This window comes from Nocardioides sp., assembly GCF_014360585.1.
GTDB lineage: Bacteria > Actinomycetota > Actinomycetes > Propionibacteriales > Nocardioidaceae > Nocardioides.
This window is the reverse complement of record NZ_JACIXG010000011.1, coordinates 66,305-79,058: the sequence shown is the minus strand read 5'-3', so window position 1 is coordinate 79,058 and position 12,754 is coordinate 66,305. Positions and strand designations below refer to the sequence as shown.

Sequence of the window (12,754 nt, the reverse complement as noted above, 5' to 3'; positions counted from 1 at the left end):
GCATGCGCGTGATAAAGTCCGAGCTGACGTTGTAGTTCATCGGACTGTTCGCGATACGACAAGCGGGGGTGGGTGCTTCGGCACCCGCCCCCGCTTGTCGTCCGCAGTGCTCCGCGGACCGGAACCGTTGCGGATGGGAAGGATGTGGCGCCTCAGGCGTCACAGGCGTAACCATTACGGTCCACCTCGCTCGGTCCCCTAGGGTGGTCCGCGTGACGAATCGAGCAGACGGGCGCGCCGACGACGAGCTGCGCCCCATCAAGATCACCCGCAACTGGCTCGACCACGCGGCCGGCTCCGTCCTCATCGAGTTCGGCAAGACCCGCGTCCTCTGCGCGGCCTCGGCCTCCGAGGGCGTGCCGCGCTGGCGCAAGGGCTCCGGGCTGGGCTGGGTGACGGCGGAGTACGCGATGCTCCCGGCCGCCACCCACGAGCGCTCCTCGCGCGAGTCGGTGAAGGGCAAGATCGGCGGACGTACCCACGAGATCTCTCGCCTGGTCGGGCGCTCGCTGCGCGCCGTGATCGACTACAAGGCGCTGGGCGAGAACACGATCAACATCGACTGCGACGTGCTGCAGGCCGACGGCGGGACGCGCACGGCCGCGATCACCGGTGCCTACATCGCGCTGGCCGACGCCGCCGCCTCCCTGGGCGTATCCAAGGCGCTGACCGGCTCCGTCGCGGCGATCTCGGTCGGGATCATCGACGGTGTGCCCCGGCTCGACCTCCCCTACGAGGAGGACGTCCGCGCCGAGACCGACATGAACATCGTGATGACCGGCGAGGGCAAGTTCGTCGAGGTCCAGGGCACCGCCGAGGGCGTCGCCTTCGACCGTGCCGAGCTCGACGCCCTGCTGGCGCTGGGCGAGAAGGGCTGCGCCGACCTGACCAAGCTGCAGGAGGCCGCACTTGCCGGCTGAGCCGAAGATCCACGTCGCCTCGCGCAACGCCAAGAAGCTGGGGGAGATGTTCCGCATCCTCTCACCGCTGGTGCCCGGGGTCTCGGTCGTCGGCCTCGACGACGTCACCCACTACGACGAGCCCGTCGAGGACGCGCCGACGTTCGAGGGCAACGCGCTGATCAAGGCCAGGGCCGGCTTCTCGGCCACCGGGCTGCCGACAGTCGCGGACGACTCAGGTCTGTGCGTCGACGCGCTCAACGGGATGCCCGGCGTGCTCTCTGCACGCTGGGGCGGCCCACCCAAGTCTGACGAGCGCAACAACGAGCTGCTCCTGGCTCAGCTCTCCGACGTCCCCGACGAGCGTCGCGGCGCCCACTTCGCGTGCGCGGTCGCGTTCGTCTGGTCCGGCGGTGAGCTGGTGGTGGAGGGCCGCATGGACGGTCGGGTCCTCCGCGAGGTCCGCGGCACCGGTGGCTTCGGCTACGACGTCCTCTTCGTCGCCGACGACACCGCGGACGGGCGCACCTCGGCCGAGCTCTCGATCGAGGAGAAGGACGCCATCTCCCACCGTGGTCGCGCGCTGCGCGAGATCGCTCCGCAGATGGCGAAGCTGCTCGCCTGAGTCCGATGCGGCGAGGTCATCGCTTGAGTGAACAAGGTCGAAGATCCCAGTCACGTGGTGGCTGCAATCTTCGACCTTGTCTCGGCGAGACGATCGTTCCGGGTGCCGCCGCGGCACCCTCGGCCTTGACCCGGAGCGACGGACTGGTCGTCGGCAGGTTCCTGCGGTCGCTCCATGATCTGGACCTCGGAGCGCTGAGCCTCGAGGCAAGGACCGACAACAGCCTTGGTGCAACCATCGCGCGGATGGAGACGGACGTCGTTCCGCTGCTGCCGGCGGCCTTGCGCGAGCAGGGTGCTGGATTGATTGCGGAGGCCGGTCGTACGACGCCGTTCTCTCTTGCGCACGGCGATCTCGGGCCGGCCCACCTTCTGGTCGAAGCAGGTGTCGTCTCGGGCGTCATCGACTGGACCGACTCGGGTCTGCGGGATCCGGCGATCGACCTCGCCTGGATACTCAACGGCACTCCGGAGCCGTTCCGTGAGGGCATCCGCGTCAGCTACGGGCCTAGTGTGGACGAGGAGAATCGGGCACTCGTCTGGCACCGTCTCGGGCCGTGGCATGAGGTGCTCCACGGTCTGGACCAGGGCAAACCCAGATACGTTGATTCTGGTCTCGCTGGCGTGATCGAGCGCCTTCAGGCTCGCCACCCGCGGATGTGACTTAGCCTCCAGCAGCTGGCTGGGCGTGTACACTGTGTACACACCCAGCACGAGAAGGAGTCGCCATGGCGGCGTCAGTGGACTACCGGAGCTCACGCGAGGCGCGGGAGCACTTCAAGGAGATGCTCGACGCTGCAGATGGCGGCCGCCCGGCCACCATCGCGCGCGGAAATCGCCGGGTGGCGGCGGTCGACGCAGATCGGCTGGTCTATTTCCTGATCAAGGTGCATCCGTCAGGCGCGGTCGCGGTCGCCGAGAACGACGGGTGGTCAGTCTTCATCCCGGGCCTGCCGGTGGCTGCCGACGGCATCACCCTCGATGAAGCGGTCGAGGAGATGGTCGAGGCGCTCCGCGACTACGCCGAGGACTGGGTCGACCGGCTACACGCCGCGCCGAACCATGCCGACAACTGGGGTCTGGTGCAGATCGTCGGGTTGGCCTCCGATGAGCAGCTGCGCGGCTGGCTGTTGGCCTGAGCATGGCCGAGCGCAAGCGTCCCGCAACCAGATCCGACCATCAGTGCTTCTGCCTCACGGAGGGATGGATCGAGCGTCGCCGGGCCACCGGCAAACGTGGCACCCACCACGTGAACTATGAGTTCGCGTTGCCTGACGGACGCATCCTCTACACGCGCATCAGCCACCCAGTCGACCGTAGTGACTACGGGCCCAGTATCTGGGGCCACATCCTCAAAGACCAGCTCGAGGTCACCGCGGAGGAGTTCTGGGGGTGCGTCGAGGACAAGATCCTTCCATCGCGGAGTCAGGTGCCCGAGCCGCGCGAGGCGATCCCGATGGGCGTCCTCCGCGTGCTCATCCAGGAGGCGCGGATCCCCGAGGCTGAGGTGCGCGCGATGACCAAGGCGGAAGCCATCCAGCGTCTCGCGGACTTCTACACGCACAGCCAGTGAGCTGCTCGACTATCCGGTGCTGAGCCGGTCCTCCAGGCCGATCTGCCAGTCGAAGAGCCCCTGCTCGACCAGCAGCGTGAGCAGAGCCTTGTCGAGGCCGGTCGCGATCGCGACGCCGACGAGGACCAGCACGATGCCGAGCACCTTGTGGAAGAGCCCCTCGGGGTCGATCGCCCACCGGAGCCTGGTGAGCAGCGCCCGCCCACCCGCCATGACCGCGGCCAGCAGGAGCGTCAGGCCGGCGACGTACGCGAGCAGGTAGCCCAGCCCGCGCAACGGCTCGGCGGGGAGGATGGCGGCGACGATCAGGGCGTACGTCGGGCTGCAGGCACTGAAGACCGGGCCCATGCTCGCGCCCAGGAGGATGTCGCCGCCGATCCCGCCGCGGTTGCTCGCGCGGGCCAGCCGCTCCTGCGCACGAGAGCCGAGGCCGAGCCGGAACACCACCGCGTCCCAGAGTCGCGGCCAGATCATCACGACGCCGAAGACCGCCACGATCACGCCGGAGACGACGCTCCAGAACCGAGGAGGTACGTCGATGAGCAGCGTGGTCGACTTGAGCAGGATGCTGAACACGATGACGGAGACGCCGAGCGCGGCCACCGCCACCCACGGCCGCCGCTCACCGGTGCCGCGGGAGAGGCTGGTCCCACGCGAGAGGAGGGCCGGCACGAACGCGATCACGCACGGTGCGAGCACCGAGAGCGCGCCCGCCAGGAACGACGCGAGCAGCAGCGTCACTTGGTGTTCTCGAGAACGGCGTCGACCGACTTGTCCTCGCCGTAACCCGACCACAGCTTGACGCGTTCGCCAGACGAGTCGACGCGTACGAAGGTCGACTGGATCGTCACGTCGTGCTTCTTGCGAAAATCGGTCGCGGAGTCGTAGTCGACCTTCAGGATCTGGGCGCCGTCAGGAACGGTGCCGCCCTTGATGGCCTCCTCGAACCCGCGGCACTCCGGGCACCAGGACGCGTGGAAGAAGAGGATCGTGTCGGTGTAGCACTCGTCGGCGACTGCCGCTGCGGAGTAGTCGGCGTAGCGGCCCTCGCAGGTGGACTCCTCCGCGGGCGCCTCGGCCGGGGTGGACTCGGTGGTCGCCGGCGTCGAGGAGGCTGCCGGAGCCGCGGGCTCCTCGGCGGAGCCGGCGTCGGTGCTTCCGCACCCGGCGGCGACGAGACAGACGAGGGCGAGTGCAGCGACGGTTCGGAAGTTCATGTGCATGGGTTCGGAGCGTATGCCCTCCCGGACGGGTCCGGTCCCGAAGATGCCTGGACCGATCGAGCAGAGAGCGGATCAGCCGGCGGGCAGAGCCTCGAACCACGCCCAGGTGCCGTCGACCAGCTGCTTCTCGGTCAGGCCGTATGACGCCCGCAGGGCCTTCCCGGTCCCGTCGTGGAAGTCCTCGCTTCCACTCGGCTTGTGCAGGAAGAAGTCGTTGCAGAACTCGAGGAACTTCTTCAGCCCGCCGTTTTCGTCGATCAGCCACGAGACCGCGCCGTGGGAGATGGCGTAGTCGACCGGCCCGTCCTCGCCCCACTCCTCGTCACCCGGGATCGCCCGCTCGTGCGCCAGCAACCGGTCTCGCTGCTCGTCCTCGCCGCAGATGTTGGCCTCGCAGCCCGAGAGGTACTCGGCGAGCCCCTCGTTGACCCAGGTGGGCACCAGCGCGGGACCGTAGACATGGCTGAGCTCGTGGCGCAGCGTGCGGTCGTCCGTTGCCAGCCGGTTGCTCGCTGCGGGGTTGTCCTTGATGACCGCTCCCGCCAGGATCGGTGTGTTCGACTTCCGAGGGCCGGCCGCGTCCACCCAGTAGGTCACCGCGGCGGCGCCGTCGTCCCCCTCGAAGGTGTCGCCGGGCGGCTGGCCGTTGTAGGTCGAGTCGACGAGCAGCGGCGTCTCGCCCACCTCGCCACGCCACACGGGCTCGAGGGCTTCCTCGATCTCGGTGCGTGCCGTCGAGACCCGGTCGAGGAGCTCGGCTGCTCCGGTCGGGCCGTCGCGCTCGGTGACGACGATGACCGAGCGTCCGGCCGCCACCGCGATCGGGCCACCGAACCAGGGCCGGCTGTATCGCCGGGACGGGGCGGCACGGTCCCGTCCGATCACCCAGCGGCCGTCGTGGCGTACGAAGGTCATGTCCGTCGGGTGCGCGGCGGGCGCTCGGTGTGCCTCGTCGATCTGCGCGACTTCGACGACCTTCGGAGCGAACAGGACGCCGTCGTTGCGGACCTCGTCCGGGGTGTTCTCGGTGTCCTTCACCTCGTAGGCGAGGGACTTCATGGGCAGCCGCTGGAGGTTGGTGAAGATCGTCTGCTGCTGTTCGACCAGCTTCTGGTCGCGCCGGTCGACGGTGGCGAGGAAGCCGTCCTCGTCACCCTTCAGCGCTGCATCGGCACGCTGGGTGAGCAGATCCTGGACTGCCTCGTAGTCGGCGGGAGTCGGAGCGTACGGAGGGTGCGAGGGGGCTGGGGCGGGGCGGGCACCCTGGGGGAGGTCGGGAAGGTCCGCACACCCGGCGGCGAGGACGGCCAGCGTGGCGGCGAGGAGGACTCCGAGCCTGATGGGGACGCGGGCTCGGTTTTTCACACGCGGGAGTCTAGAGAGCCCGACAGGATCCTGCCCCGGAATTCTCCTCCCGGGTGGCGCTCACTGGAGCGCGGCCGTCAGTCGCAGCACGTTGTCTGTGTACGCCGCGACCTTCGGCCGAGCGAGCCACTCCTCGAGCAGCAGCTCGCGCGAGATGGCCCGATAGCTGTCCTCGACCTGCCGCATCTGGGCCACCGGGTCGCCGTCGAAGAGCATCAGCGAGATCTCGTAGTTGAGGGCGAAGGAGCGCATGTCCATGTTGCTGGAGCCCAGCACCGCGACCTCGTCGTCGATGCTGAAGTGCTTGGAGTGCAGGACGGCGGGCTTGGGGTAGAGATAGATGCGGACCCCGGCCTCCAGCAGTGCCTCGTAGTAGGAGCGCTGGGCGTGGTAGACCATGAACTGCTCCTTGCCCTCGCTGACGAAGAGCTCGACCTCGACGCCGCGGCGGGCGGCGGTCGTCACGGCGTACAGCAGAGACTCGTCCGGCACGAAGTAGGGGCTCGTGATCGAGATCCGCTTCTTGGCGGCGTACATGAGATGGGTGAACGCGCGCAGGTTGTTCTCGGCGTCCACACCCGGTCCGCTGGGAACGATCTGGCCGGTCACGTCGCCGGCGCGCGGTGCGGGGGCGGCCAGCTCGGACCGCAGCAGCTCCCCGGTCTCGGTGTCCCAGTCGCTGGCGAACACGACGTTCAGCGCTGTCACCAGCGGACCCTCGATCCGGGCGGTCAGCTCGACCCATTCCCGACCGGCTCGGTGGTTCTTGGGCTTGTTGTAGCCGGGTTCGATGAGATTCAGTGAGCCCGTGAATGCGATGCGCCCGTCGACCACCAGGAGCTTGCGGTGGTTGCGCAGGTCGGGGCGGCGGATCTGGCCGCGCAGGGGGTCGATCGGCAGCAGCCGGTGCCAGTCGACGTCGGAGGCGTTGAGCCGCTTCACCAGCTTGCGCCAGACCGGGATGCCCCGCGAGCCCAGATGGTCGAGCAGGAGCCGCACCCGCACGCCGCGTGCCGTCGCCCGGTCCAGCGCGTCGAAGAACGGCTCGGTGACCTGGTCGCAGGCCGTGATGTAGAACTGCACATGAACGTACGCCTCGGCCTGGTCCACCGCGGCCGTCATCGCCTCGACGGAGGCGGTGTAGTCCGCGATCAGATCGACCTGGTTCCCAGCTGCGGCAGGCAGTGAACCGAGCCGCTCGTTCAGCTCGATCGTGCCCGCATCGACCTCGGAGATCGTCTTCGGGTGGGGCCTCCTCGGCAGGCTGCGGACATACTCGGTCACCTCGTCGTTGAGGGCCCGCTGGCGGGCATGCCGCCTTCGATCCAGCCGGGTCTGCCCGAGCAGCAGATAGCCGATCAGACCGACACCCGGGATCAGGAAGATCGCCAGCAGCCAGGCCATCGCGGTGCCGGGACGCCGGTTCTTGGGCACGACACCGAGCGCGACGATCTTGACCAGCAGGTCGATGATGTAGATCGAGGTCCCCCAGACGCCCGCCACTGTCATGCGCCTCAGCATGCACCCTCATCGCTCGTGTGGGAATCTTCTGACATGGTCCGACTCTTCCCTGCCGCCCGCCGCGCCATCGCCGCCGAGGAGGCCTCGCCGCCGGTGTGGGCGGTCGACATCGCCCATCAGCGCGACCAGGCCCGCGCGCTGGCCGCGGCCGAGGCGAAGGAGGAGGTCGCGGAGGTCGCCGGCATCGACGCCGACGGCGTTCCGTGCCGGCTCTACACCCCCGAGGACGTACGCGAGGGGCTGATCGTCCACCTCCACGGCGGCGGCTTCGTCTTCAACGACGTCGAGGTCCACGACACCGCGTGCCGGCGGCTGGCGAACCGCAGCAGGCTGCGGGTGCTGTCGGTCGACTACCGCAGGCCCCCTGAGCACCCCTATCCGGCGGCGCCCGACGACGTCGACACGGTCATCAAGTGGCTGGGCAACGACCCGTCGCTGAGCGCGCTGCCGGCCTACGTCCACGGTGACAGCGCCGGCGGCAACCTCGCCCTCGTCGCCGCGTTGCGCAACCCCGGCACGTTCGCCGCGATGGCGCTGGTCTACCCCTTCCTCGACCCGTCGATGAGCACCCCGGGCTACACGCTGAAGGGCGGCTGGAACGAGGAGGCCGCCTGGTACTGGAAGCAGTACGCCGCGAGCGAAGCAGATCTGCGCAACCCCGACCTGGGCCCCTATCTCGCCGCCGACCAGGAGCTTCGCAACCTCCCGCCGACGCTGATCGTCAGCGCCGAGGGCGACATCCTGACCGACGAGAACGAGGACTTCGCGCTCCGGCTGGCCGATCTCGGGGTCGAGGTGGTCGCGTTCCGTGCCGTCGGGCAGATCCACGGCTTCTGGCGCCACGGGAAGACGTTCCCCGCCGCCGAGTCCGTGATGGCGATGACCGCCGCCTTCTTGAACCAGCACGGTTTCAACGGGCGCCGATGACGGAGCCCTACGACGTCACCGAGACCCGGGCCGCCTACGACACGGTCTCCAAGGCGTATGCCGAGATCGTCGATCCGACGATCACCGAGACCTCCTTCGACGCCGGGGTCCTCGACACCTTCGCCGCCTACGTACGCAACGACGGTGGCGGGCTCGTCGGTGACATCGGCTGCGGGCCGGGGAGGGTGACCGCCTATCTGGCCGAGCGGGGGCTCGACGTCTTCGGGGTCGACCTGTCGACGGGCATGATCGCGCAGGCCACGGAGCGCCATCCCGACCTCAGGTTCGAGGTCGGCGACATGGAGCACCTTCCGCTGCGCGACGGGGAGCTCGCCGGCGTACTGGCCTGGTACTCGCTCATCCACACCCCACCCACGCGCCGGCCCGCGGTCATCGCCGAGCTCGCCCGCGTGACCCGGCGCGGGGGCCGGTTCGTGACCGCGTTCCAGGTCGGCGACGAGCACGTCCGCCACATCGGCGCCTACGGCCACGACGTCACCTTCGACGGCTACCGGCTCCCCGTCGAGGCGACCAGCGCGCTGCTCGAGGAGGCGGGGTTCGAGGTCACCGCGACCGTGGTCCGCTCCGCGGAGGACTGGGAGCGCACGCCGCAGGCCTATCTCGTCGCGCGCCGGCGCTGACGACGATAGGTTGCGCGCATGACGCAGCAGCCCTACCACGTACCCCGCTTCTTCCTCCGCCAGAAGGTCACGCCCTTCACCAACAAATACGTGGCCCAGGCCGCGAACCCCGACGGCTCGGAGGGGCAGGTGCTCGCCTTCGCGCAGCAGAAGCGGCTGGCGTTCAAGGAGCAGGTGACCTTCTACGCCGACGAGTCGAAGTCGCAGGCCGTCTTCGCCTTCAAGGCGCGTGCGGTGATGGACCTCAACGCCGGCTACGACATCACCGACCCGAGCGGCGCGGCGCTGGGCTTCTTCCGCAAGGACTTCGGCAAGAGCCTGTTCCGCTCGACCTTCCACATCGAGGGTCCTGGGTACGCCGGCACCGGGCAGGAGCGCAACCAGCTGGTCGCCATCCTGCGGCGCTTCTCCGAGGCCGACTTCCTGCCGATCCACTTCGACTATGTGTCCGCCGAGGGGCAGCCGCTGCTCTCGGTCGAGCGTCGCTGGGCGTTGCGTGACAAGTACACCGTCACCGTCCAGGACCCGCGCGTCGACTTCCGCGTCGCCGCCGCCGTCGCGGTCGCCATGGACGCGTTGATGCAGCGCTGAGTCCGTTCCGCCGCGACAAGGTAACGAACATGTGTCGATCCTGGGCGTGACGCCGGCCGTCCGAACGGCATCGGCCGAGACCTAGTCTGCCCAGGTCATCCCGGGAATGCCGGAGGGGAGCAACCGGCTTCAGGACGCACTGATCGGCGATCGGCGGCCGTTGAGATGTCGGCGAGGACGTCATACGGTCACGAGGTCTTAGCTCGATGCGCGGACTACGTCGGCGCGTCGAGACGCCCGATCGAAAGGTTTCAACACCATGCGACTGCGCACAAGAGGCTCACGCGCACTCTTTGCCACGCTGGCAGCCGGGACCCTGCTCCTCTCCGGCTGTGGCGGCGACGATGACGGTGCCAGCGGAGGAGAGGGCGGCAAAACCATCACGATCGCCATCGCCGGCGAGAAGCCGTACTCCTACATGGAGGATGGCGAGCCGACAGGCGCCACCGTTGCGCTCCACAAGGAGATCTTCACCAACCTCGGCTACGAGAACGTCGAGGCCGAGGTGGTGGAGTGGGACGGTCTGATTCCGGGTCTGAACGCAGGCCGCTACGACGTGGTCAGCGCCGGGATGTCGATCCTGCCGGAGCGCTGTGAGCAGGCATCCTTCGGCGATCCGGAGATCATGTACACCACGGCGTTCGCTGTTCCGAAGGGCAACCCCGACGGCCTGGAGAGCATGCAGGACGTCGCCGACTCCGACGTGCGGCTCGCCGTCATCAACGGTGCCATCGAGCAGGGCTACGCCGAGAAGCTCGGCATCGACGGCGTGACCACGGTGAACTCCGCCGAGGACGGCTACGCCGCAGTCCAGAACGGCCAGGCCGATGCCTTCGCGCTGACCGGGATCTCGGTCCGTACGTGGGTCGAGGAGAACCCGGACGCCGGTCTGGAGGCGACTGACTCCTTCGAGGCGGTCGTCGACGACGTGGTCCAGGTCGGTGCCGGTGCCACCGTCTTCCGCGAGAAGGACTCCAAGCTGCGGGAGGACTACAACAAGGAGCTCGAGAAGGTCACTGGTTCGACCGAGGCGTACGAGAGCGTGCTCGGCGAGTTCGGCTTCACCGACGCCGAGCGTCCGCCGGAGAACATCACCACCGACATGCTCTGCGACGGAGAGCTGCCGACGGTGGACGAGTACGAGTCGACGAGCTGACCGAACGCCTTGTCTGATCTCTTCCAAGCAGTAACCGACTACAGCCCCTACCTCTGGGAAGGTGTCCAGGTGACCCTGGCCCTCTCCGGAGGAGGGGCGGTCGTCGCGCTCGTCGTAGCCGTGACCCTGGGGTTGTGCGCGATCAGCCCCTTCGTTGTGCTGAGGGTGGGGTCGCGAGTCGTCGTGGAGTTCTTCCGCGGCACCTCGCTGGTGGTCCAGCTGTTCTTCCTCTTCTACGTCTTCCCGCTCTTCGGGATCGACCTTCCCGGAATGTGGTGCGGCATCATCGGTCTGGGCCTCAACTACGGCGCCTACGGCTCCGAGGTGGTTCGCGGCTCGCTCAACGCCGTGGCCAAGGTTCAGTGGGAGTCCACCACAGCACTTTCGATGTCGTGGTCGATGGCGGTACGACGGGTGATCTGGCCGCAGGCCTGGGGGCTGATGCTGCCCGGTCTCAACAACCTGATGGTGATGCTGGTCAAGGGCACCGCAGTGGCGTTGTTGATCGGTCTGCACGACCTCACCTACTGGGTCGAGGTGATGCGTAAGGATCCCGAGGTAGGCCTCTGGATCGCCTATGGCGTCGGCTTCCTTCTCTACTACCTGGTCGCGCTCGGCTGCTCCAGCGGCCTGCGGTTGCTCGAACGTCGCGCGCAGCGACGCCTCGGGCTCGCCCCGAGCAAGACCCGGACGACGCGCGCGACAGCAGAGGCGGTGGCCTGATGGAGTTCGACCTCGAGTTTGCGCTGGAGGCCGTGGGGCCGTTGCTCATGGCGTTCCTCCAGGTGACCCTCGTGGTCACGGTGGCCGGCTCGGTCATCGCGGCCCTGCTGGGTCTGATCTGGGCGGTCGGCCAGCGAGAGCTGCCGACGCCGATCCGGATGGTGCTCACCTGGGTGCTCGACGTGATCCGAATGACGCCGTTGCCGCTGCAGCTGCTGTTCGCGGTGGCGATCTTCATCTCGTTCGACGGGTATCGGAGGTTTCCCGAGACCGACGTCGAGACCATCGGGATGATCCTCGGGGTCGCGGTCTTCTCGGTTCACTACTCCACCTACATGGCGGAGTCGTACCGCGCCGGGATCGAATCGATCGGTCGTGGGCAGTGGGAGGCGGCCACAGCGCTCTCGTTGCCGCGGATTCGGGTCTGGCGAGCGGTGATCATCCCGCAGGCGCTGCGGGCCACGCTGCCGTCGCTGGGCAACTGGGCGATCGCGATGTTCAAGGACACCCCGTTCCTGCTCGTCATCCTGGTCCCCGAGATGGTCGCCAAGGCCAAACAGCTGGGCGGGGCCTCCTACCAATACACCGAGGTCTTCACCGTCGCCGGCCTGATCTTCCTCGCGGCCAGCTACCCCACGGCCGTCCTGATGCGAAAGTTGGAGAAGAAGCTTGTCTACTGAGCCCACCAGCCCGGGCACGTCGCCCGGGGACCAGCCACGGATCGTGATGGAGGACGTGGCCAAGAGGTTCGGCAAGAACACCGTCCTGGACGGGCTGAACTTCACCGTGGAACGCGGCGAACGTGTCACCTTGATCGGTCCGAGCGGGTCCGGGAAGACCACCATCCTTCGGCTGCTGATGACGCTGGAGGAACTGAGCGGCGGTTACATCTACGTCGACGGTGACCCGCTGACCTACGCCAAGAGGGGCAACCGCCGGGTGAAGCTGCCGAACAAGGAGGTCACCCGGATCCGCAAGCGGATCGGGATGGTCTTCCAGCAGTTCAACCTGTTCCCCAACATGACGGTGTGCGAGAACATCATCGAGGCACCGGTGCACGTGCTCGGCCAGTCCAAGGAGGAGGCCCGGGCCAAGGCGGTCGATCTGCTCGACCAGGTCGGTCTCCGCGACAAGATCGATGCCCACCCGAGCAGTCTCTCGGGCGGTCAGCAGCAGCGCGTCGCGATCGCGCGCGCACTTGCGATGGAGCCGGAGATCCTGCTGCTCGACGAGGTCACCTCTGCGCTCGACCCGGAGCTGGTCGGCGACGTGCTCGAGGTGCTGCGCGAGGTGGCCAGGGAGACCGACATCACGATGCTGCTGGTGACCCACGAGATGCAGTTCGCCCAGGACGTCTCCCACCGGGTCCTGATGTTCGACGAAGGTCGCGTCATCGAAGAGGCCAAGCCTGAGGTCATGTTCAACAACCCGGAGCACGAGCGGACCAAGCAGTTCCTGCAAGCGATCCTCTGACCAAGCTGTCCTCTGACCAAGCTGTCCTCTGACAGGCT

Annotated in this window: 16 protein-coding genes; 12 read left to right on the top strand and 4 right to left on the bottom strand. The window is 67.9% G+C overall.

What is annotated here, in order from left to right; genetic code table 11:
* The first annotated feature begins 212 nt into the window (after positions 1–212).
* The 5 genes from rph to H5T77_RS06155 all read left to right on the top strand — a co-directional run bounded on the left by rph (position 213) and on the right by H5T77_RS06155 (position 3,096).
* Entirely contained in the window at positions 213–920 is a 708-nt protein-coding gene (gene rph, locus H5T77_RS06175) for a ribonuclease PH (protein WP_292646435.1), read from the top strand.
* Positions 910–1,524: an RdgB/HAM1 family non-canonical purine NTP pyrophosphatase gene (gene rdgB / locus H5T77_RS06170; RefSeq protein ID WP_292646432.1), complete on the top strand. Its 615-nt coding sequence runs from the start codon at positions 910–912 to the stop codon at positions 1,522–1,524. The genes rph and rdgB overlap by 11 nt, the downstream gene beginning before the upstream one ends.
* A 125-nt stretch (positions 1,525–1,649) precedes the next feature.
* The gene (locus tag H5T77_RS06165) at positions 1,650–2,186 is read left to right on the top strand and encodes a phosphotransferase family protein (RefSeq protein ID WP_292646429.1); all 537 of its coding nucleotides are present in this window, start codon (positions 1,650–1,652) and stop codon (positions 2,184–2,186) included.
* A 65-nt stretch (positions 2,187–2,251) separates the two neighbouring features.
* Positions 2,252–2,662, top strand: a complete 411-nt coding sequence (locus H5T77_RS06160; RefSeq protein WP_292646426.1) for a hypothetical protein — start codon at positions 2,252–2,254, stop codon at positions 2,660–2,662.
* A gap of 110 nt (positions 2,663–2,772) precedes the next feature.
* Positions 2,773–3,096 carry a hypothetical protein gene (locus H5T77_RS06155; protein ID WP_292646423.1) on the top strand — a complete coding sequence of 108 codons (324 nt, stop codon included), beginning with the start codon at positions 2,773–2,775 and terminating at the stop codon, positions 3,094–3,096.
* A gap of 9 nt (positions 3,097–3,105) precedes the next feature.
* On the opposite strand, the gene H5T77_RS06150 is transcribed toward H5T77_RS06155, so the two are convergent.
* The 4 genes from H5T77_RS06150 to cls all read right to left on the bottom strand — a co-directional run bounded on the left by H5T77_RS06150 (position 3,106) and on the right by cls (position 7,193).
* Positions 3,106–3,837, bottom strand: a complete 732-nt coding sequence (locus H5T77_RS06150) for a cytochrome c biogenesis CcdA family protein (RefSeq protein WP_292646421.1) — start codon at positions 3,835–3,837, stop codon at positions 3,106–3,108.
* The gene (locus H5T77_RS06145; protein ID WP_292646419.1) at positions 3,834–4,319 is read right to left on the bottom strand and encodes a thioredoxin family protein; all 486 of its coding nucleotides are present in this window, start codon (positions 4,317–4,319) and stop codon (positions 3,834–3,836) included. Before H5T77_RS06145 ends, H5T77_RS06150 begins: the two co-directional genes overlap by 4 nt.
* 72 nt (positions 4,320–4,391) lie before the next feature.
* Positions 4,392–5,684, bottom strand: coding sequence for a hypothetical protein (locus H5T77_RS06140; protein ID WP_292646417.1), 1,293 nt, complete (start codon positions 5,682–5,684; stop codon positions 4,392–4,394).
* Positions 5,685–5,744: 60 nt separating this feature from the next.
* The gene (cls, locus tag H5T77_RS06135) at positions 5,745–7,193 is read right to left on the bottom strand and encodes a cardiolipin synthase (protein WP_292646416.1); all 1,449 of its coding nucleotides are present in this window, start codon (positions 7,191–7,193) and stop codon (positions 5,745–5,747) included.
* Positions 7,194–7,238: 45 nt separating this feature from the next.
* On the opposite strand from cls, the gene H5T77_RS06130 reads away from it, so the two are divergent.
* The 7 genes from H5T77_RS06130 (at position 7,239) to ehuA (ending at position 12,716) form a co-directional block, all read left to right on the top strand.
* Complete coding sequence (locus tag H5T77_RS06130) at positions 7,239–8,132, top strand: alpha/beta hydrolase (protein ID WP_292646414.1); 894 nt, start codon at positions 7,239–7,241, stop codon at positions 8,130–8,132.
* Positions 8,129–8,773: a class I SAM-dependent methyltransferase gene (locus H5T77_RS06125; RefSeq protein ID WP_292646412.1), complete on the top strand. Its 645-nt coding sequence runs from the start codon at positions 8,129–8,131 to the stop codon at positions 8,771–8,773. The genes H5T77_RS06130 and H5T77_RS06125 overlap by 4 nt, the downstream gene beginning before the upstream one ends.
* Positions 8,774–8,791: 18 nt before the next feature.
* On the top strand, positions 8,792–9,364 hold the full coding sequence (locus tag H5T77_RS06120; RefSeq protein WP_292646410.1) for an LURP-one-related family protein: 573 nt from the start codon (positions 8,792–8,794) through the stop codon (positions 9,362–9,364).
* Positions 9,365–9,623: 259 nt separating this feature from the next.
* Positions 9,624–10,520: a transporter substrate-binding domain-containing protein gene (locus tag H5T77_RS06115; protein WP_292646407.1), complete on the top strand. Its 897-nt coding sequence runs from the start codon at positions 9,624–9,626 to the stop codon at positions 10,518–10,520.
* 9 nt (positions 10,521–10,529) lie between these two features.
* Positions 10,530–11,243: an amino acid ABC transporter permease gene (locus H5T77_RS06110; protein WP_292646404.1), complete on the top strand. Its 714-nt coding sequence runs from the start codon at positions 10,530–10,532 to the stop codon at positions 11,241–11,243.
* On the top strand, positions 11,243–11,923 hold the full coding sequence (locus H5T77_RS06105; protein ID WP_292646401.1) for an amino acid ABC transporter permease: 681 nt from the start codon (positions 11,243–11,245) through the stop codon (positions 11,921–11,923). Before H5T77_RS06110 ends, H5T77_RS06105 begins: the two co-directional genes overlap by 1 nt.
* Positions 11,913–12,716, top strand: coding sequence for an ectoine/hydroxyectoine ABC transporter ATP-binding protein EhuA (gene ehuA / locus H5T77_RS06100; protein ID WP_292646398.1), 804 nt, complete (start codon positions 11,913–11,915; stop codon positions 12,714–12,716). Before H5T77_RS06105 ends, ehuA begins: the two co-directional genes overlap by 11 nt.
* Positions 12,717–12,754: the final 38 nt, after the last annotated feature.